The sequence below is a fragment of the Pelagibacterium mangrovi genome (genome assembly GCF_036662815.1).
GTDB lineage: Bacteria > Pseudomonadota > Alphaproteobacteria > Rhizobiales > Devosiaceae > Pelagibacterium > Pelagibacterium mangrovi.
The window spans coordinates 1-1,370 of the sequence record NZ_JBAFXA010000024.1; the positions used below are offsets into that span (position 1 = coordinate 1).

Sequence of the window (1,370 nt, forward strand, 5' to 3'; positions counted from 1 at the left end):
ATCTTGAGATGCGCGACCTCTGAAACACGCAGACCCGCGCCATAAGCGACCCCCAGTGCGGCCTTGTACTTGATGCCCGGCGCCGCCTCGAGCAAACGTGCAGCTTCCTCCACGCTCAGAACGTCGGGCAGCTTGCGCGGATTACGGGTGATCACCAGAGTGCGCGATAGATCTCGCCGGTTCAGCGTCACCGTGAACAGAAAACGCAGCGCGGAAACCGTGCTGTTGATCGTCGCCGGGCCCACGCCAGTCTCATGCTGATGCAGTTGGTAATGCCGGATGTCTTCGGCGGTCGCGCTGTCGGGAGGACGCCCGAGGAAAGCGGCGAAGTTCCGAACATGCCGAACATAATCCTGCTGCGTATGGGCGCCCAGACCCCGCATCACCATGTCTTGCTGCATGCGCTGGCGCAGCGGTGTGATCGGGGCATTGGCCTGATAGGTTGTCATAGCGAGTTCCTCTTGTTGAAAGGAACTCCATGTTCGAACCACAGCCTCTAGCTGCCCAGAGCCTCAGACGTATCCATCAAGTCTCACCACGTGCGTCTCTCACGCGAAGCGGGTTCGTGCATGGGGGCGCAAAGCAGTCGTTCGACTCGGAAGTGATCCTGAAATTATCTTTTAATTTCAATGATATATGAGTTCGCAGATTTGTTCTGACCGGCGCGCCATTTTTTTCTTTAAATTACAGTTTGTTAGCTGCCGAAGGGTCAGGCCGCTACGGCGCGCATCGATATTGGGTCGCCACCAGGTCGCCGCGCCGGGGTGCATACCTCGCTGTTGCGCGGGCCCAAGATTGCCACTGTCGCGGAAGCGGATTGTGGTGTGTTAGCTATTGAGGACGATTTGCGAGGCAAGCCAGTGAATCAAAGGTACAGCACACATCTTCATCCGCTGCTGGAGAGCCTAAGCGAGTGGCAATCTGTTGAAGTGCTCAACGAGAAGCTGAACGCATATTTTCGCGGGCCACGAACTCAGGACGAAATTGCCGACTATCGTGAAGCCAAGGGGTCCTTAAAGAAGTTGAGTTCCGAGGTTGTGCCCGTCGCAAGGCACTTGAGATTCGTGAGCTTCGATGGAGCCGTGAGGTTCTCAATGAGCGACAAATTTCCCGACGCTTGGCTTCGGACGCCCAATGGCCGAGAGCAGGGTGTCGAGGTGACGGTTGCGCAGGCAAGAGAAAAATATGAGTTGGCGGCAGAATTGAACCGGAAAGGCGAGGGGAGGGGGTTTCTCGGCCTCGCCGATGATGCGAGCCGCCAACAATTCGAAAGTCGCCTCTCTCGGCCACGGGTTATGTATTCCAGCCAAAATGCGATCGTGCCCCGTAGCGTGGTGTAACTGAGGCAGGGCCTCCGCGTTTTTCCGGCT

Annotated in this window: 2 protein-coding genes; one reads left to right on the top strand and one right to left on the bottom strand. The window is 57.1% G+C overall.

What is annotated here, in order from left to right; translation table 11 throughout:
- Window positions 1-449 (bottom strand): tyrosine-type recombinase/integrase (locus tag V4T21_RS19095; RefSeq protein ID WP_332719920.1); only part of this gene is annotated, 449 nt, incomplete at its 3' end.
- Window positions 450-764: 315 nt separating this feature from the next.
- On the opposite strand from V4T21_RS19095, the gene V4T21_RS19100 reads away from it, so the two are divergent.
- On the top strand, window positions 765-1,340 hold the full coding sequence (locus V4T21_RS19100; RefSeq protein WP_332719922.1) for a hypothetical protein: 576 nt from the start codon (window positions 765-767) through the stop codon (window positions 1,338-1,340).
- Window positions 1,341-1,370: the final 30 nt, after the last annotated feature.